This is a genomic window from Streptomyces sp. NPDC055140 (assembly GCF_053607285.1).
This window is the reverse complement of the sequence record NZ_JBSGTG010000001.1, coordinates 38,174-56,518: the sequence shown is the minus strand read 5'-3', so window position 1 is coordinate 56,518 and position 18,345 is coordinate 38,174. Positions and strand designations below refer to the sequence as shown.

At 73.9% G+C, this 18,345-nt stretch carries 13 protein-coding genes and 1 riboswitch; of the genes, 1 reads left to right on the top strand and 12 read right to left on the bottom strand.

The features are described 5' to 3' along the window. Window positions 1–151 precede the first annotated feature (151 nt). The 5 genes from cobC to cobM are packed head-to-tail and all read right to left on the bottom strand — an operon-like array spanning window position 152 to window position 5,991. Window positions 152–1,210, bottom strand: a complete 1,059-nt coding sequence (gene cobC, locus ACWFR4_RS00270; protein WP_453466040.1) for an Rv2231c family pyridoxal phosphate-dependent protein CobC — start codon at window positions 1,208–1,210, stop codon at window positions 152–154. After that, window positions 1,200–2,132 carry a sirohydrochlorin chelatase gene (locus tag ACWFR4_RS00265; protein ID WP_453466038.1) on the bottom strand — a complete coding sequence of 311 codons (933 nt, stop codon included), beginning with the start codon at window positions 2,130–2,132 and terminating at the stop codon, window positions 1,200–1,202. Before ACWFR4_RS00265 ends, cobC begins: the two co-directional genes overlap by 11 nt. Further along, window positions 2,129–3,889 carry a precorrin-3B C(17)-methyltransferase gene (gene cobJ / locus ACWFR4_RS00260; protein WP_453466036.1) on the bottom strand — a complete coding sequence of 587 codons (1,761 nt, stop codon included), beginning with the start codon at window positions 3,887–3,889 and terminating at the stop codon, window positions 2,129–2,131. Before cobJ ends, ACWFR4_RS00265 begins: the two co-directional genes overlap by 4 nt. Then, window positions 3,890–5,167 (bottom strand): precorrin-6y C5,15-methyltransferase (decarboxylating) subunit CbiE, encoded by a 1,278-nt coding sequence (cbiE, locus tag ACWFR4_RS00255; protein ID WP_453650013.1) that lies wholly within the window; start codon window positions 5,165–5,167, stop codon window positions 3,890–3,892. Further along, entirely contained in the window at window positions 5,164–5,991 is an 828-nt protein-coding gene (gene cobM / locus ACWFR4_RS00250; RefSeq protein WP_266565728.1) for a precorrin-4 C(11)-methyltransferase, read from the bottom strand. The genes cbiE and cobM overlap by 4 nt, the downstream gene beginning before the upstream one ends. Window positions 5,992–6,146: 155 nt before the next feature. Here cobM and ACWFR4_RS00245 point away from each other — a divergent pair, with 155 nt between their 5' ends. Continuing rightward, complete coding sequence (locus ACWFR4_RS00245) at window positions 6,147–6,878, top strand: ZIP family metal transporter (protein WP_383998815.1); 732 nt, start codon at window positions 6,147–6,149, stop codon at window positions 6,876–6,878. A 23-nt stretch (window positions 6,879–6,901) separates the two neighbouring features. On the opposite strand, the gene cobI is transcribed toward ACWFR4_RS00245, so the two are convergent. Genes cobI through ACWFR4_RS00210 form a run of 7 tightly spaced genes read right to left on the bottom strand, consistent with a single transcriptional unit; the run spans window position 6,902 to window position 18,013 of the window. Then, a complete protein-coding gene (gene cobI, locus ACWFR4_RS00240; RefSeq protein WP_453466033.1) occupies window positions 6,902–7,666 on the bottom strand; it encodes a precorrin-2 C(20)-methyltransferase in 765 nt (254 codons plus the stop codon). Continuing rightward, window positions 7,663–9,144 carry a cobyrinate a,c-diamide synthase gene (locus ACWFR4_RS00235; RefSeq protein ID WP_453650622.1) on the bottom strand — a complete coding sequence of 494 codons (1,482 nt, stop codon included), beginning with the start codon at window positions 9,142–9,144 and terminating at the stop codon, window positions 7,663–7,665. Before ACWFR4_RS00235 ends, cobI begins: the two co-directional genes overlap by 4 nt. Before the next feature lie 8 nt (window positions 9,145–9,152). Then, window positions 9,153–9,752, bottom strand: a complete 600-nt coding sequence (cobO, locus tag ACWFR4_RS00230) for a cob(I)yrinic acid a,c-diamide adenosyltransferase (protein WP_453466029.1) — start codon at window positions 9,750–9,752, stop codon at window positions 9,153–9,155. Continuing rightward, window positions 9,752–11,827, bottom strand: a complete 2,076-nt coding sequence (locus ACWFR4_RS00225; protein WP_453466027.1) for a putative cobaltochelatase — start codon at window positions 11,825–11,827, stop codon at window positions 9,752–9,754. The genes cobO and ACWFR4_RS00225 overlap by 1 nt, the downstream gene beginning before the upstream one ends. Continuing rightward, a complete protein-coding gene (cobN, locus tag ACWFR4_RS00220; RefSeq protein WP_453650011.1) occupies window positions 11,824–15,504 on the bottom strand; it encodes a cobaltochelatase subunit CobN in 3,681 nt (1,226 codons plus the stop codon). The genes ACWFR4_RS00225 and cobN overlap by 4 nt, the downstream gene beginning before the upstream one ends. Then, entirely contained in the window at window positions 15,501–17,075 is a 1,575-nt protein-coding gene (locus ACWFR4_RS00215) for a cobyric acid synthase (protein ID WP_453650009.1), read from the bottom strand. Before ACWFR4_RS00215 ends, cobN begins: the two co-directional genes overlap by 4 nt. Next, window positions 17,072–18,013 (bottom strand): cobalamin biosynthesis protein, encoded by a 942-nt coding sequence (locus ACWFR4_RS00210; RefSeq protein ID WP_453650007.1) that lies wholly within the window; start codon window positions 18,011–18,013, stop codon window positions 17,072–17,074. The genes ACWFR4_RS00215 and ACWFR4_RS00210 overlap by 4 nt, the downstream gene beginning before the upstream one ends. Window positions 18,014–18,124: 111 nt before the next feature. Further along, a riboswitch (cobalamin riboswitch) is annotated at window positions 18,125–18,266 on the bottom strand. Window positions 18,267–18,345 lie beyond the last annotated feature (79 nt).

Below are 18,345 nucleotides of genomic sequence, written 5' to 3'. Positions count from 1 at the left end.
TCGGGGGGCGTTCACTGCTGCCGGCTGCCCCCGGGGGCGGCCGCCCCCGCCGCCGCCCGCGGGGGCCCCACCTCACCCCCGGGCCCGTCGGGGGCCGGGGGGGGGGGGGGGGGGGGGTAGCCGGGGACTCCCGCCCACCCGCATGTGTCCGTCAGGCGCTCGTCAGCGCCTGGTCGAGGGCCTGGAGGAACCGGCCCGTCGTCGCCCTGTCCCGCACCGCGAGACGCAGCCAGTCCGCGCCCAGACCCGGGAAGGTGTCGCCGCGCCGCACCGCGAAACCCCGCTCCCGCAGCCGCGCGCGCAGCGCCGCCGCCCCAGGGGCCCGCACCAGCACGAACGGTCCCTCCGCGGGACCCGCCACCGACACGCCCTCCGCCGCGAACTCCGCGAGCCCCGCCACCAGATGGGTCCGGTCGGCCGCGATCCGGTGCGCCGCGTGCGCCGCCTCCGCGAGGGCGCGCGGCGACACACACGCCTCGGCCGCGGCCAGCGCCGGCGTGGACACCGGCCACAGCGGCTGGGCCCGCTCCAGCTCCGCGACGGTGTCCGGCTCCGCCAGTACGTAGCCGATCCGGAGCCCCGCAAGACCCCACGTCTTCGTCAGGCTGCGCAGCACCACGAGCCCCGGCACGTCGCTCCGGCCCGCGAGGGCCTCCCGCTCGCCGGGGACCGCGTCCATGAACGCCTCGTCCACCACCAACACCCGCCCGGGGCGGGCCAGTTGAGCGATGAGAGCGGCCGGGTGCAGGACCGAAGTCGGGTTCGTCGGGTTGCCGATCACCACGAGGTCCGCGTCCTCGGGCACGGCCGCCGGATCGAGCCGGAAGCCGTCCTCCTCGCGCAGCAGCACCCGGTCCACGGCATGCCCCGCGTCCCGCAGCGCCGCCTCCGGCTCCGTGAACTGCGGGTGCACGACCACCGGGTGACGGACCTTCAGGGCGCGGGCGAGCAGCACGAACGCCTCCGCCGCCCCCGCCGTGAGCAGCACCCGCTCCACGGGAAGCCCGTGCCGGCGGGCCACCGCCTCGCGGGCCGCCCGCCCGTCCGGATACGTGGCGAGCCCGCCGAGCGAGTCCGCGATGTGCTCGCGCAGCCACACCGGGGGAGTGCCCGAGCGGACGTTCACCGCGAGATCGGTGAGGTCCGCACCCGTGCCACGGACCTCCGCGTCGCCGTGGTGGCGCAGATCGTGACCGTCGTCAGTGCGCATGCGAGTGGGAGTGCCCGTGTCCGTGCGAGTGCCCGTGGCCGTGGTGGTCGCCGTCGTCGTCCGGGTGGAAGTGCGGCTGCTGCGGAAGCCCCACCTTGTCCTCGAAGCCCGGCAGCGCGATCCGGTACACGCAGGTGTCGCAGTTCATCCGCAGATCGCCGCGGACGGCCTCCTCGTACCGCTCCAAGACCAGGTCGATCAGCTCCGGCTCCGGGCCGATCACGTCGGCGGAGAGCACCTCGACGTCCGGGTGGGCCGACGCCCAGCCCTCCGTCTGCTGCCGCACGCGGTCCGGCAGGATCCCCGTGAACAGGAAGTACGGCAGGACGACGATGCGCCGCGCGCCGAGCTTCACGCACCGGTCGAGGCCCGACGGCACGTCCGGCGCGGCCAGCGACACGAACGCCGTCTCCACGCCCGCGTAACCGCGGCCCTCCCACAGAAGTCGCGCCGCCTTGTGCACCTCGGAGTTGGCGTCCGGGTCCGTCGAACCGCGGCCGACCAGCAGGACCGTCACATCGGCCCGGTCCTCCGGCGTGCGCGCGCCGCCGCCCAGCGCCTCGTCGAGACGCCGCTCGAGCACCTGGAGCAGCGACGGGTGCGGACCCAGCGGACGCCCGTACGTGTACGAGATCCCCGGGTGCCGCTCCTTCTCGCGGGCCAGCGCCGCCGGGATGTCGCCCTTGGCGTGCCCCGCCGACACCAGCATCAGCGGCACCGCCGCGAACCGGCGCACCCCGCGCTCCACGAGCTCGCCCACCGCCTCCGCCAGCGGCGGCGGCGACAGCTCGATGAAGCCGCCCGCCACGGGCAGGTCGGGACGGCGGCGGCCGAGCTCCCTGACGAAGTCGCGGAAGGCTTCGGCGCCGGCCTCGTCGCGGGTGCCGTGTCCGGCGATGAGCAGAGCGGGCGGGGTGGTCACGAGGACTCCTTACGGGTGGTGCCGGTGGTGGTGTCGGGAGAGCCGGAAGTGGCAGTGGCGGCCGGCTGCTGCCAGCGGTAGCCGCGCGGGGTGACCATGCGGCCCGCGATCCGCCGCGTGGCCGTGTTGCCGACGGTCACGACGGTCATCATGTCGACCCAGGCCGGGTCGAGTTCGCCGAGCGTGGTCAGCCTGCTCGACTCGTCGGCGCGGGACGCGTTGCGCACCACACCCACGGGCGTGCCCGGCTCGCGGTGCTCGGCGAGGATGCCGAGGGCCTTGGGCAGCTGCCAGTCACGGCCCCGGCTGCGCGGGTTGTAGAACGTGACCACGATGTCCGCCTCCGCGGCGGCCCGCACGCGGCGCTCGATGACCTCCCACGGCGTGTGCAGGTCGGACAGGCTGATCGAGACATGGTCGTGGCCGAGCGGCGCGCCCAGGATCGCGGCCGCCGCGAGCGCGGCCGTCACGCCCGGTACGCCCACCACGTCGATGTCGTCGGACGCCTCGGCGAGCGCGGGCGACGCCATCGCGTACACGCCCGCGTCCCCGCTGCCGATCAGTGCCACGGCCTGCCCCTTGCGGGCCTCGGCGACCGCCGTGCGGGCCCGCTCCTCCTCGGCGCCGAGCCCGGACTCCAGGATCCGGGTGCCGGGCCGCAGCAGGTCCCGGATCTGGTCGACGTACTGGTCGAGGCCGACGAGGACGGACGCGGCGCGCAGCTCGTCGCGGGCGCGCGGAGTCACGAGGTCACGGGCGCCGGGGCCGAGCCCGACGACGGCGAGCCGGCCGCGCGGCGCGGTGCGCACGACGGCGCACGTCGCCATCGCGGGCTGCCCGTCGGCGCGCACCGACTTCCGCTTCGGTACGAGGAGTTCACCACCGGCGACCAGCGCGGCGGCCTCCGCCACCGAGGGCGTACCGACGGCGTCGAGCGGCGCGTCGGACGGGTTCGGCACGGTGACCCCGGCGAGGGTCTCCGCGCCGTACGTCACGACGGGCACGCCCAACTGCTCGGCGGCCTCGACGATGCCCGGCTCACCGGCCTTGGCGTCGACGGTCGCGAGCCGCGCCACGGACAGCGGCGAGAGCCCCGCGTCCCGCAGCGTGTCGCGCACGAGCCCGAGCACCTCGTCCACGGGCGCGCCCCTGCTGGCGCCGACCCCCACGACGAGGGACGGGGGCCGCACGACGACCTCGCGGTCGGCGGGCTCCACGGCGCGGTCGCTGACGCGGATCGTGTGATCGGCCACCTGGTCCGGTGCGACATTCCCCGGAAGCGCGGGCAGCGGATACGCCAACTCGGCGTGCAGAGCGACCGGTTCACCGTCGAGGACCGCCCGGGTGACCCCGGCGACGTCCCCCTCGACGGGCAGGCCGAGCGTGTCGAGCCCGGGCACGTCCACGGCGTCCGTCGCCGTGGTCACCACCGGCTCGGCCTCCAGGACGGCGGCCACCTCACGCGCGAGCGCGTTCGCCCCGCCCTCGTGCCCCCCGAGCAGCGACACCGCGAACCGCCCGGCCTCGTCGACGCACACCACGCCCGGGTCCACGTGCTTGTCCCGCAGCAGCGGCGCGACGAGCCGGACCACGGCCCCTGTCGCCAGGAAGCACACCACCTGCTCGCACTCCGTGAACGCGCGCCGCACGGCGTCCCCCACGGAACCCTCGTACACCCGCGTACGAGACGGCCACGCCGACGCGAGCCGGTCGCGGGCCACCGCCCCGGCCGCCGTGGCTGAAATCAGGCCGATCACTCAACTACTCCTTCGTTCAAGGAAGTCCACGGAAGTGGCGCTCTCCGTATCGGGCCGTACGCCCCACACCAGGAACACCGGATTGGCCGCGGCGAGCCGCGACACGTCGCCCGGCAGCGGCGCGAGCCGGGACGACTGCAGCAGCACGCCGTCGCTGACGAACCCGGCCGCGCCCAGTGCGTCCCGCACCGCGCCCACCCGGTCCACCGCCGCCACCGCGACCACCACGGACCGCCGCGTGCGTCGCGCGCACGCCGTCACGATCGCGGTCAGCTCACGCCCGCCCCCGCCGATGAACACCGCGTCGGGGTCGGCGAGATCGGACAGGACGGTGGGCGCCGCGCCGTGCACGACGCGTACGTCGACACCGTGGGCGGCGGCGTTGTCCCGGATCCGGGCCACGCCGTCCACGGTCTTCTCGACGGCCACGGCCGCGGCGCCGAACCGCGCGCACTCCACGGCGACCGAGCCGGACCCCGCCCCGATGTCCCACACCAGGTCGCCCGGGCGCGGCCCGAGCCGCGCGAGCGCGAGCGCCCGCACCTCGAACTTGGTGATCATCGAGTCGCGGTGCGCGAACTCGCTCTCGTCCAGGGCCCACCGGGCCGGCGGGCGGCCGGGACCGGCGAGGGTGCGCACCGGTGCGAGCACCCGTCTCTCGTCCAGGCAGAGCACCACGCTCACCGCGTCGCCCCAGTCACGGGCGGCGGCCTCCGACGGCGTGACCCGCTCAAGACTCTCGTGCTCGGGGTCGCCGAGGCGGGACGCGACGACGAGGACGCGGTCGGTGCTGCGGTGCGCGAGTTCGGCGCCCAGCTCGGCAGGGCCCGCGCCGGGACCCGTGAGCACGGCGGTCTTCGGGTACGCGCGGCACACGTTGACCGCGGTCCGAAGGTCACGGCCGTGCGCGCTGACCACCGCCGCGTCGTCCCACGGAAGGCCGACGCGGGCGAACGCCGTCGCCACCGACGACACCCCCGGCCGCACGTCGAGCGCCGCGGGCCCGAACCGCTCGGCGAGCGCCCGCACGATCCCGAAGAACCCGGGGTCGCCGGACGCCAGCACGGCGACGCCCTGATCCTTCTCGTTCTCGATGTATCGCTCGACCGAGTCCAGCGCCGCAGCCAGCGGCCCCAGCACGACCCGCTCCGCCCCGGGCGCCAGCAGCGCCTCGGCCGCGTCGAGATGACGCCGTCCGCCGACCACCACGGCCGCGGACGACAGGGCCGGATCCGGGGACAGCGGCGCCCCCGTCCCCGTACCGAAGACCGTGATCACGACTGGGCCTGCGCGGATTTCCCGGCCCGCAGCGCCGCCCGCGCCTCGGGGTCGGCCTTGCGGAAACCGTGGAAGTGGCCCGGGTGGTAGAGGTGCGAACGCGTGCCCTCCGCGTCCAGCGCCGGGCCGACCAGGAACAGCGTGTGCTTCCACAGCTTGTGCTGCTTCACGGTCTCCTCCAGCGTGCTGATCGTGCACTTCACGATCAGCTCCTCCGGCCAGGTCGCCTGGTACGCGACGACGACCGGCGTCGACGTCGGGTAGCCGCCTTCCAGAAGCTCACGCACCAACTGGCCGCTGCGCGCCGCCGAAAGGAACAGCGCCATCGTCGTGCCGTGCCGCGCGAACTCCCGCACCTCCTCGCCGGGAGGCATCGGCGTCTTGCCGCCGCCGAGCCGCGTCAGGATCACGGACTGCGCGACCTCGGGGATCGTCAGTTCGCGCTGCGCGAGCGCGGCCACCGCCGAGAACGACGAGACACCCGGGATCACCTCCGTCGCGATGCCCAGCCGCGCGCACCGGTCGACCTGTTCCTGCGTGCCGCCCCACAGCGCCGGGTCCCCGGAGTGGATGCGCGCGACCCGCAGACCGTCGCGGTGCGCCCGCTCGTACACGGCGACGACGTCCTCCAGCGACATCGTCGCCGAATCCAGGATCTCCGCGCCCTCGCGCGCGTGGTCGAGGACCTCCTCCTGCACCAGGCTGGCCGCCCAGATGACGACATCGGCGTCCGCGATGGCGCGCGCGGCGCGGAACGTGAGCAGATCGGCGGCGCCGGGCCCGGCACCGACGAAGGTCACCTTGCCGGTGGTTGCTTCGGGCATGACTGGGGTCCTCTCGGGGATGCAGCGTTGGGTCGTACGGGTTCGTACGCGGTTCGGTCGTACGGAGGTACGGGAGCGGTATCGGACGGGTCGGAAGGTGCGGCTCAGCCGGTCCCGGGCGTGCGCGGCCGGTGCCGATCCGCTAGCAAGGGACCATGGCCGTCCTCGTCGCCCTTGGCTCGTTCGTGATGACACTCGTCGGCGGCTGGACCGCCCACCACGTCACCGACCGGCGCCACTTGGTGCTCGGATTCGCCGGCGGCCTGATGCTCGGCGTGGTCGGCTTCGACCTGCTCCCGGAAGCCCTGCACGGCGCCGGCAACGAGATCTACGGAGTGCCCGCCGCGCTGCTCCTGTTCGTCGCGGGCTTCCTCGTCGCCCACATCGTCGAGCGGCTGCTCGCGATGCGCCAGGCCGCGCACGGGGCGCAGGAGGGCGAGGAGCAGGTGCCCCAGGTCGGCCTCGGCGCCGCCTCCGCGATGGTCGGGCACAGCGTCGCGGACGGCGTCGCGATCGGCGCCTCGTTCCAGGTGAGCAGCACCATGGGGTACACCGTCGCGCTCGCCGTGATCACCCACGACTTCGCCGACGGCTTCAACACGTACACGATCACGCGCGCCTACGGGAACGCCCGCCGCAAGGCACTCGCGATGGTCGGCGCGGACGCGCTCGCCCCGGTGGTGGGCGCCGCGTCGACGCTGCTGTTCACCATCCCGGCGCAGGCCCTCGCCTGCTACCTCGGGTTCTTCGGCGGCGTTCTGCTCTACATCGCGGCCGCGGAGATCCTGCCCGAGGCCGGCCACCACCACCCGGCGCGCTCCACGCTGCTGTGCACGATCGCGGGCGCCGCCCTGATGTGGCTGGTGATCGGCACGGCGGGGGAGTAGCGCCGGGCCCGCCCCCCGGCGGGTCACAGTTTCCCGCCCCGTCCGCCGTCGCGCCGCGCGGGCGCGATCAGCGTCGACAGGTACGGCAGCGCGGCGTCGGCGCCCAGTTCGGCGGCGGGCCTGATGGACTCCTCGGGCAGCCCGAGCGCGGACCCCCACACGGCGTCCTGCGTCCGCCCCGTCTCGCGCAGCGCCGCGGCGACCTCGCCGGCGAGCCGCCCGAACTTGTACGCGACGACGGTGCCGGGCCCCGCGAGCGCCTCCTTGAGCACGGCCGAACCGGCGGTCACCGGCACGAGCGTCAGCGGCTCGGTGCCCTCGGTGAGCACGGCGCCGGACCGCGCGGCGAGGTCCTGCATGGCGGTGATGCCGGGCACGGTCTCGACGACGGTCCCCGGCACGAGCTCCCCGACGGTCAGGGCGAGATACGTGAACGTGGAGTACACGTTCGGGTCGCCGATCGTCGCGAACGCGACGGAGCCGTGCTCCCGCAGGAGCGCCGCGACGCGCTCACCGGCCGCGTCCCAGGCGGCCTCGCGCCGGGCCCGGTCCGAGCGCTCGTTGAGCGCGAAGACGACGCGGACGACCTTGTCGGCGGGCACGTAGTGCAGGACGGTCGCCTCGGCGCGGCCGGGCTCTCCGCCGTCCGTCCCGTCGGCGGCGGCCATCACCGGCACGACGACGACGGCGGCCTCGCGCAGGGCGTTCACGCCCTTCACGGTCACGAGCTCGGGGTCACCGGGACCCACGCCGACGCCGGTCAGCCGGTGCGTGGTGTTGTCGGTCATGACGGGGTGACTCCTTCGGTTGCCCGCGCGACTTCGGTTGCCTGCGCGACTTCGGTTGCCTGCGCGACGATGCGCCGCGCCGCCTGGGGCACGGAGGCCCAGTGCACATGCAGATACGAGGCGTGCACCCCGCCCTGCACAAACCCTTCGACGCGCCGCTCGGGACGCGTGATGCCCCACGCGGGGGTGGCGCCGGCCCCGGGTTCGACGACGGTGCGATGGAACTCGTGGCCGCGCACCCGCGTCCCGTTCGCGGCCAGCATGCTGTCGGACACGGCCACGGCGTCCCGGTACCCGAGCGTCAGCCGCTCCGACATCCGTGCGTCGGCGTCCAGGACCCCGCACATGGGCTGCCCGTCCAGGGAGCGCGCCAGATACAGCAGCCCCGCACACTCGGCGACGACGGGCGCACCGGACCGCGCGAGCTCACCGACGGCCTTGCGCAGCGGCTCATTGGCGGACAGCTCGGAGGCGTACATCTCCGGAAAACCCCCACCGATGACCAACGCCCGTGTCCCGTCGGGGAGTTGCTCGTCCCGAAGCGGATCGAAGGCCACAACCTCGGCCCCGGCGGCGGCAAGCAGCTCACTGTGCTCGGCATAGGAGAAGGTGAAGGCGGCGCCACCGGCCACGGCAACGCGAGGCTTGTCATTCACGGTGCGGTCCGGCACATCCAGCCCGTCCGGCGTTCGAGGGCCGGGGGCCGGTGCAGAGACCCGGTTCCGGGAAGGGCCGGGCTGGGGGAGAGAACCCAAAACCTCAGCCGCATCCCAGGCCGCACAGTCCAACGGCCCCGCACCACGAGCCACCGCATACAGCGCGTCCAGGTCACACCCGGCCCGAACCATCTCCCCCATGGCGGCAACGGCCGCAACGGCCTCGGCCCCCCGCTCAGCCACCGGCACAAGCCCCAGGTGCCGCGAGGGAGTCAGCACTTCCCCACCCCGGTGCAGGGCGCCGAACACCGGCACCCCCGACTCGTCCAGCGCCTCGCGCAGGATCGCCTCGTGCCGGTCGGACCCGACCTTGTTGAGGATCACCCCGGCGAGCCGCACCTCGGGATCGAACGACGCAAAACCGTGCACGAGCGCGGCCACGGACCGGGCCTGCGACGACGCGTCGACGACGAGCACGACCGGCGCCCGAAGGAGCTTCGCGACGTGCGCGGTCGACGCCAGCTCCCCCTGACCGGAGACCCCGTCGAAAAGCCCCATCACGCCCTCGACGACGGCGAGATCGCACCCCCGCGCCCCGTGCGCGAAGAGCGGCGCCACGAGCTCGGGCCCGCACAGGTACGCGTCGAGGTTGCGCCCCGGCCGCCCCGTGGCGAGCGCGTGGTATCCGGGGTCGATGTAGTCGGGCCCGACCTTGTGCGGCGACACGGCGAGCCCGCGCCCGGCGAACGCCGCCATCAGACCCGTCGCGACGGTCGTCTTGCCGCTGCCCGAGGAGGGCGCGGCAATGACGAGCCGAGGCATGGACGTACTCACCACTCGATGCCCCTCTGGCCCTTCTGGCCCGCGTCCATGGGGTGCTTGACCTTGGACATGTCGGTGACGAGGTCCGCGAAGTCCACCAGGTCCTCAGGGGCGTTGCGCCCGGTGATCACCACATGCTGGGTCCCGGGCCGGTCCCGCAGCACGGAGATGACCTCGTCCGTGTCGATCCAGCCCCAGTGCATCGGGTAGGCGAACTCGTCGAGCACGTACAGCTGGTACGTCTCGGCGGCGAGGTCGCGCTTGACCTGCTCCCAGCCCTCGCGGGCCTTCTCCTCGTTGTCCATCTGCGCGTCGCGCTGGACCCAGGACCAGCCCTCGCCCATCTTGTGCCAGTCGACGGTCCCGCCCTCGCCGCTCGCGCCGAGGACGCGCAGCGCGTTCTCCTCGCCGACCTTCCACTTCGCCGACTTGACGAACTGGAACACCCCGATCGGCCAGCCCTGGTTCCAGGCGCGCAGGGCCAGCCCGAAGGCCGCCGTCGACTTGCCCTTGCCGATGCCGGTGTGGACGACGACAAGCGGCCGGTTGCGCCGCTGCCGCGTCGTGAGCCCGTCGTCCGGCACGACGCTCGGCTGTCCCTGAGGCATTACGCGACCCTCCTGCTGTTCGACTGCAGACCCTGCATCTGTCGGACGTCCTTCACGAGCCCGGCGATCGAGTCGGCCCGCAACTCGTCGAGCGTCACCGCCGTCCCGCCCAGCTCGCCCGCCAGCTGACCGGCGAGCCCGAGCCGCACCGGACCCGACTCGCAGTCCACGACGACCGACGCCGTTCCCTCGGCGGCGAGCAGCCGCGCCGCACGCCCCGCGAGCGCCACCGGCTCCGGCCCGCCCGTCGCGCGCCCGTCGGTCACCACGACGACGAGCGGCCGGCGCGCCGGGTCCCGCAGCCGCTCCACGCGCAGCACGTCGTGCGCCTTGAGGAGCCCGGCGGACAGCGGCGTACGTCCACCGGTGGGCAGCGACTCCAGCCGTACGGCTGCCGCGTCCACGGAGGACGTCGGCGGGAGCGCCACGTCGGCCGAGGAGCCGCGGAACGTCACGAGTCCCACCTTGTCGCGCCGCTGGTACGCGTCGAGGAGCAGCGACAGGACAGCGCCCTTGACGGCGCTCATCCGCTGCCGCGCCGCCATCGACCCGGAGGCGTCGACCACGAACAGCACGAGGTTGCCCTCGCGGCCCTCCCGGGTCGCCTGCCGCAGATCGTCACGCCGCACCACGAGCCCAGGGCCGGAACGGCCCCGCGCCCGCTGGTGAGGGGCCGCGGCCTGCACGGTCGCCGCCAGGTGCAGCTTGGTGAGCGCGCCACGCGGACGCCGCGCACCCGTCGTACGCCCGTGTTCCGTGCGGGCCCGCGAGCGCCGCCCGGCGGCCCCCTCACCGAGTCCGGGCACGCTCAGCATCTTCGTACGGAAGGGCTCGGAGGCCCGTGCGGCCGCCTGCTCGCCGCCGCCCGCGGGAGCCTTCTGCTCGCCGCTGTCGGAGGGCTCGCCCTGCGCGGGGATGTCGGCGGCCTGGTCGCCGCCCGCGTCGGGGCCGTTGCCCTCGGGCGCGTCCTGCGGCGGCTGCCCGCCACCGCCACCGGGCCCGTCCCCGCCGCCGTCGTCATCACCGTCACCGTCCGGATCCGCTTCTGCATCCTGACCGTCCTGCCCGCCGAACTCCTCCAGGGTGTCGTCGAGCTTGTCCTCGTCGAGCCCCGGCGCGTCGAACGGGTTGCGGCGCCTGCGGTGCGGCAGAGCCAGGAGCGCGGCCTGCCGCACGTCCTCGGCCAGCACGTCCGTGCGGCCCGCCCACGCGGCGAGCGCCGTCGCCGTACGCGCCATCACGATGTCCGCGCGCATCCCGTCGACCTCGAACGCGGCGCACGTCGCGGCGATCTGGCGCAGCGCGGCGTCACCGAGCCGCACCGACGGCAGCAGGTCACGGGCCGCGACGATCCGCGCCCGTACGGCGGACTCCTCCTGCTCCCACTTCCCGGCGAAGCCCTCGGGGTCGTCGTCGTAGGCGAGGCGCCGCTTGACGACCTCGACGCGCTGGTCGGGCTCGCGGGAGGCGGCGACCTCCACGGTGAGCCCGAACCGGTCGAGCAACTGAGGGCGCAGCTCCCCCTCTTCGGGGTTCATGGTGCCCACGAGCAGGAAGCGCGCGGCATGCCGTACGGATACGCCCTCGCGCTCCACGTACGAGGCGCCCATCGCGGCCGCGTCGAGCAGCAGGTCCACCAAGTGGTCGTGCAGCAGGTTCACTTCGTCGACGTACAGGATGCCGCGGTGCGCGTCGGCGAGGAGTCCCGGTTCGAAGGCCTTGACGCCCTCGGCGAGCGCCCGCTCGATGTCGAGCGCGCCGACGAGCCGGTCCTCGGACGCGCCGACGGGCAGCTCGACCATGCGGGCGGCACGTGAGGTGCCGGGTCCGGTCTCGTGCGGCCCGTCCGGGCACGCCGGGTCCGGGGCGCCCGGCACGCACGAGAAGCGGCACCCGGCGACGACCTCGACCTCCGGCATGAGCGCCGAAAGAGCGCGTACGGCCGTCGACTTGGCCGTGCCTTTCTCGCCGCGCACGAGCACACCGCCGACAGCGGGCGACACGGCGTTGAGCAGCAGCGCCAGTCGCAGGTCGTCCTGCCCGACGAGCGCGGTGAACGGATAGGGGGTACTCACTGGTCGTCGCCCTCCAAGTCGCCCTCAAGTTCCAGATACGTGGCCCGCAGGCGTTCCAGCGTCTGCGCGTCGGGCTCGGCCCACAGCCCGCGCTCGGCCGCTTCGAGCAGCCGCTCGGTGATGCCGCGCAGGGCCCACGGGTTGGACTTCTTCATGAAGTCCTGGTTCTCCGCGTCGAAGACGTACTCGGCCGACAGCTTCTCGTACATCCAGTCGTCGACCACGCCGGCCGTCGCGTCGTACCCGAAGAGGTAGTCGACGGTGGCGGCCATCTCGAAGGCGCCCTTGTAGCCGTGGCGGCGCATCGCGGCCATCCAGCGCGGGTTGACCACACGCGCGCGGAACACCCGGTGGGTCTCCTCGCCGAGCGTGCGGGTCTTCACCTGGTCGGGTACGGCGGAGTCGCCGACGTACGCCTCGGGGGAGGCCCCCGTCAGATGCCGCACCATGGCGACCATGCCGCCGTGGTACTGGAAGTAGTCGTCGGCGTCGACGAGGTCGTGCTCGCGGGTGTCGACGTTCTTCGCCGCCACGTTGATGCGCCGGAACGCCGTCTCCATGTCGCCGCGCGCGGCCCGCCCGTCGAGCCCGCGCCCGTACGCGTAGCCGCCCCACACCGCGTACACCTCGGCGAGGTCCGCGTCGGACTGCCAGTTGCGGGCGTCGATCAGCGGCAGCAGACCCGCCCCGTACGCCCCCGGCTTCGACCCGAAGATCCGGGCCGTGGCCCGCCGCCGGTCGCCGTGCTCGACGGCGTCCTGTTCGACATGCGCCCGTACGTAGTTCTGCTCGGGGCTCTCGTCGAGCGCGGCGACGGCCTGCACGGCGTCGTCGATCAGACCGACGACATGCGGGAACGCGTCGCGGAAGAAGCCGGAGATACGGACCGTCACATCGATGCGCGGGCGCCCGAGTTCGGCGGCCGGCACGACCTCGAAGCCGGTGACACGGCGCGAGGCGTCGTCCCACACCGGGCGGCAGCCGAGCAGCGCGAGGATCTCCGCGATGTCGTCGCCCTGCGTACGCATCGCCGAGGTGCCCCACACCGTCAGGCCCACGGACTTGGGGTACTCGCCGGTGTCGGCGAGGTAGCGCGCCACCAGCGAGTCGGCGAGCGCCTGCCCGACCTCCCAGCTCAGCCGCGACGGGATCGCCTTCGGGTCGACGGAGTAGAAGTTGCGGCCCGTCGGCAGCACGTTGACCAGGCCGCGCGTCGGCGAACCGGACGGTCCCGCGGGCACGTATCCGCCGTCGAGCGCGCGCAGAATGTGCCCGATCTCGTCCGTGGTGCGCGCGAGCCGGGGCACGACCTCACGGCACGCGAACTCCAACACCGCGACGGCGTCCGCGAGTTCGGTCCCGACAACGTCCCGGACGAGCGCCGGGACGGCCGTGGCGTCCCAGCCGCGCTCCTCCATGCCCTCGGCCGCGCGCCGGCACAGCTGCTCCAGGAGGTCGATCGCGTCGGCGGCGCTGCGGGCGGGACCGTCGACGAGGTCCGTCAGCCCGCCCGGCACCTTCACCGGCGCGCCGGGCTCGCCGAGCAGCTCCTTCTCGACCAGGCCGAAGTGCTCGGCCAGGCAGGCCCGCAGGCCGGGCAGCGCGTTGGCGGTGCCGCCCCACACCTGCGAGGCGCGCAGTACGGCGAGTACGAGGTTCACGCGCGGCTCGCCGACCGGGCCGCCGCCCAGGATGTGCAGACCGTCGCGGATCTGCACGTCCTTGATCTCGCACAGATAGCCGTCGATGTGCATCACGAACTCGTCGAAGTCGCCGTCGTCCGGCTGCTCGTCGACATGCAGGTCGTGGTGGAGCTCGGCGGCCTTCACCAGCGTCCAGATCTGGGCGCGTACGGCCGGGGCCTTCGTCGGGTCCAGGTCGGAGACGAGCGCGTACTCGTCGAGGAGCTGTTCCAGCTTCGCGAGGTCGCCGTACGTGTCGGCGCGCGCCATCGGCGGCACCAGGTGGTCGACGACCGTGGCGTGCCCGCGGCGCTTGGCCTGCGTGCCCTCGCCCGGGTCGTTCACGATGAACGGGTAGATCAGCGGCAGCTCGCCCAGGACCGCGTCGGGCGCACAACTCCCGCTCAGACCGAGGCCCTTGCCGGGCAGCCACTCCATCGTGCCGTGCTTGCCCATGTGGATGACGGCGTCCGCGCCGAAGCTGTTCTCCAGCCAGCGGTACGCGGCCATGTAGTGGTGCGACGGCGGCATGTCCGGGTCGTGGTAGATCGCGATGGGGTTCTCGCCGAAGCCGCGCGGCGGCTGGATCATCACGACGACGTTGCCGAACTGGAGGGACGCGAGCACGATGTCGTCGCCGTCGACGTAGAGGGAGCCCGGCGGCTCGCCCCACGCCTCCAGCATCCTGTCGCGCAGCTCGGGCGCCAGCTTGTCGAACCAGGCGCGGTAGTCGGCGAGCGGCACCCGCGCGGGCGCCGACGCCAGCTGGTCCTCGGTGAGCCACTCGACGTCGTGGCCGCCCGCCTCGATGAGGCGGTGGATCAGCTCGTCCCCGTTGTCCGGGTAGCCGTCGACGCCGTAACCGGCCTCGCGCAGCGCGTCCAGGACACGGACTGCGGAGGCGGGCGTGTCGAGGCCCACCGCGTTGCCGACCCGCGAGTGCTTGGTCGGATAGGCGGTGAAGACGACGGCGAGCCTCTTCTCGCCGTTCGGCTTGTGGCCGAGACGGGCGTGGCGCACGGCGATTCCGGCGACGCGCGCGGCCCGCTCGGGGTCGGCCGTGTACACGGGGACGCCGTCGGGGCCCTCCTCCTTGAAGGAGAACGGCACGGTCACGATCCGGCCGTCGAACTCGGGGATCGCGACCTGCATCGCCGCGTCCATCGGCGACAGGGCGGCGTCCGACGCCTCCCAGGCCGCCTTCGACGACGTGAGGCAAAGACCCTGCAGGACGGGGATGTCGAGGTCGGCGAGCGCGCCGATGTCCCAGGCCTCCTCGTCGCCGCCCGCGGACGCCTGCGAGGCGTGCGTGCCGCCCGCCGCGAGCACGGTCGCGACCAGGGTGTCGGCCTCGCCGAGAAGCTCGTACAGGCCGGGGTCGGCGCCGCGCAGCGAACCGCAGTACACCGGAAGGGAGTTGACGCCGCGCGCCTCGATCGCGTCGCACAGCGTGTCCACGAAAGCGGTGTTCCCGGACAGCTCGTGGGCGCGGTAGAAGAGCACACCGACCGTCGGACGGCCCTCGACGCGCGCACGGCGGCCGTGCGCCCCGTACTCGGGCATCTTCTGCGGCTCGGCGCTGTGCCGCTCCTGCGTACTCCCGGCCCGGCCGTGCCCGCCCCGCAGCACGTCCTGGACGAGGAAGCGGGCCAGCTCGACGAGGTTGCCCGGTCCGCCCTCGACGAGATAGCGCAGCGCCTCGGCCACGGCGCCCGCGTGCACGGTCGACTCGGCCATCAGCTCCGCGTCCGGGACGCTCTCGCCGCCGAGCAGGACCGTCGGCACGCCGGACGCCTTCAGCGCCGCGAGCCCGTCCTCCCAGGCGCGCTTGCCGCCGAGGAGCCGGACGACGGCGACGTCCACGCCGTCGAGCAGCTCCGGCAGCTCGCTCTGCACGTCGACGCGGGTCGGGTTCCCGATCCGGTAGGGGGCGCCGGAGGCGCGGGCCGCCAGCAGATCGGTGTCTGCGGTCGACAACAACAACACTGTGCTCATGCGGGCGCTCCCGGTGGAATGAAAGGCAGTCCTGACGGAGCGCCGGACTCGATGAGCCGCCACAGCGCGTCCGTGTCCGCGTGTTCTTCGATCAGATCGCCGAGCCGGTCGAGCTGCTCCTCGCGCAGCGCGCCGAACGACGTGTCGGGCGCCGGCACGAAACGGCGGCCCGCGGCGGCCGCGACCTCGCGCAGGAACGCCCGGCGGAAGCCGTCCGCCTCCAGCGAGCCGTGCCAGTGCGTGCCCCAGACGGAACCGACGCGGCACCCGTCCAAGAAGGCTTCTCCGCCGGCGACCTCGGCGACCCCGTGATGGATCTCGTAACCCTCGACACGCTCGCCGAGCGCCTCGCCGACGGGCCGGGCGAGGGTCTTCTCGCGCTCGAACCGCACCCGTACGGGCAGCAGTCCGAGCCCGTCCACGGTGCCCGCGCGCGACTCGACGTCGTCCTCGATGTGCTCGCCGAGCACCTGGAAACCGCCGCAGATCCCGAGGACCGGGCGCCCCTCGGCGGCCCGGCGCGCGAGGGCGTCGGCGAGGCCGCGCTCGCGCAGCCACTGAAGTGCCTTGACGGTGCCGCGCGTTCCCGGCACGACGACCAGGTCCGCGTCGACGAGCTCCTCGGCCCGGTCGACGAACCGCACGACGACTCCCGGCTCCGCGGCCAGCGCGTCCACGTCGGTGAAGTTCGACATCAGCGGCACGGCGCACACGGCTACGCGCAGCACGTCCTCGCCGACGGGGGCCGTCGTCCGTGAGTCGCGCACGGAGCCGCGCAGCGACACGCGCAGCCCGTCCTCCTCGTCGATGCCGAGGCCGTGCTGGAACGGAAGCACTCCGTACGTGGCGCGCCCGGTCAGGTCCTTGAGCATGTCGAGGCCGGGCTCGAGGAGGGAGACGTCCCCGCGGAACTTGTTCACCAGATAGCCGGCCAGCAGCTCCTGGTCCTCGGGCGCGAGCAGCGCCGTCGTGCCGAAGAACGACGCGAAGACGCCGCCGCGGTCGATGTCGCCGACCACGAGCACGGGCAGCCGCGCGGCCCGCGCGATCCCCATGTTGACGATGTCGGTGCGGCGCAGGTTGATCTCGGCGGGAGAGCCCGCCCCTTCACAGATCACGGCGTCATAGCTGCCCCGGAGTTCCTCCAGGCATCCCACGACGGTGTCGAGGAGTGCGGCCTGGCGTCCTCCGTGCAGTGCCTTCCCGGGGGACACAGCACCTGACAGCGGCTTCGCCGCGGGCCCGGACTCCCCGAAGAACCCGCGAGCGCTCAACTCGCCGACCGGCTTGCCCATGAGCACCACCTGGCTGCTCCGGTCGCTGCCCGGCTTCAGCAGTACGGGGTTCATCAGGGCGCTCGGCTCCACGCGGGCGGCCTGCGCCTGCATGGCCTGCGCACGGCCGATCTCGGCGCCCTCGCGCGTCACAAAGGAGTTGAGGGACATGTTCTGCCCCTTGAACGGCGCGACCTTCACCCCCTGCCGCACCAGCCACCGGCAGATGCCCGCGGTGACGACGCTCTTCCCGGCATCGGACGTGGTCCCTGCCACCAGCAGTCCGCCACCACTCACGACTTCCCCCTCCGCAACAGTGCCCGCCCTGCGACACACACGCCGAGGGCCAGCCAGCTCACGCGCCGCGAAAGCCGCGCCGCCCGCTCGACGTCGGCGGTCTCCACGGACCGGCCCGACGCGTTCAGTACGGGCCGGTGCTCGACCCGCCCGCCGTACGACAACGTGCCCCCGAGCCGCACTCCGAGCGCCCCCGCGAACGAGGCCTCGACGACACCGGCGTTGGGGCTCGGGTGCAGCCGCGCGTCCTCGCGCCACGCGGTGAGCGCGCCGCGCGGACTGCCGCCCGCGACCGCGGCGAGCACGCCGGTCAGCCGCGCCCCCGGCCAGCCGGCCACGTCGTCGAGGCGCGCCGAGGCCCAGCCGTAACGGCGGTACCTGGCCGACTTGTGCCCGACCATGGCGTCCAGCGTGTTCACGGCGCGGAAGGCGACGAGCCCGGGGACCCCGGCGACGGCGCCCCACACGAGCGCGCCCACGACGGCGTCGGAGGTGTTCTCGGCGACGGACTCGACGACGGCCCGCGCGATCCCGTCCACGTCCAGGGCCTGCGGGTCGCGCCCGCACAGATGTGGCAGCCGCTCGCGCGCCGCGTCCACGTCGCCGGCGGCCAGCGCGCCCCCGATGGCGCGCGCCTCGCGCGCCAGCGACGTACCGCCGACGACAGCCCAGGTGGCGGCGGCGGTCAGTGCGATGGAGGCGGCGGGGGAGCGGCGCACGGCGCGCGCGGCGAGACCACCGGCGACGGCTGCGCCCCCGGCGCACACGGCGGTGTGCAGCGCGCCCCACCCGCGGTGGTCACTCCACAGCACTCGCTCGACGGCGCCCGCGGCCCGCCCGAACGCGGCGACCGGATGCCCGCGGCGCGGATCGCCGAACAGGAGGTCACCGAGGAGTCCGGCGGCGCTGCCGTACGCGAAGACGCGCTCGGCTCGCACGGTCAGCCCGCCGCTACGGCGAACGGAACCCTTGTACTCGTTCTCGGCGGGAGCACCCGCAACTGGCAGCCGCGCATGGCGATATGTCCTCACTCAGGGTGTCCACGCCCTGATTGGAAGAGACCGGCGGCGAGAGTTCCTGGCTCGCGGGGATCACTCCCCGGTGACAGTGGCGGGACCGCGCCGGATTCGCACCGGCTTCCTCTCCTGCTGCCGTAGATGGCCCCGGAAGTCCACCACGCTCCGCGAACGCCCGTCAACTTGCCGTTGACCTGCGAAGGGAGAGTGTGCTGAGGCACACACGAAGCGGGGTGCGGGACGCCTTCGCGTCC